Genomic DNA, 286 nt, shown 5'->3' with positions numbered 1-286 from the left:
AACGCCGGCACGGCGCTGTCCAGCAGGTTCGACTGGCCGCGTGCCAGGGCCTGGTCGGCCCATTGGCGCAGCGCCTGTTCCCAGTTGGTCACGGGGGCCGAGTCTTGCGGCAGGCTCAGCAGCTCCGGCGGCAGGTCGCTGATGTGCACTTCGCGCCCGGAGGCCATTACGGTGATCCAGCGGCAGGTGTTCTCCAGCTGGCGCACGTTGCCGGGCCACGGCAGGTTCTTGAGGTATTCCTCGGTCTCGCTTTTGAGCAGCTTGGGCTCCACGGCCAGCTCCAGGG

At 68.2% G+C, this 286-nt stretch carries 1 pseudogene; it reads right to left on the bottom strand.

Annotation, left to right across the window (positions count from 1 at the left end):
• Positions 1–286 (bottom strand): annotated as a pseudogene (glnG, locus tag AAEY79_RS14510) (nitrogen regulation protein NR(I)); the annotation flags it as partial.

The organism is Psychrobacter sp. GW64-MNA-CIBAN-0177, assembly GCF_040309585.1.
Classification (GTDB): Bacteria; Pseudomonadota; Gammaproteobacteria; order Pseudomonadales; family Moraxellaceae; genus Psychrobacter; species Psychrobacter okhotskensis.
Note: the sequence above shows the minus strand (reverse complement) of the source record. Positions and strands in the feature narration are given on the sequence as shown.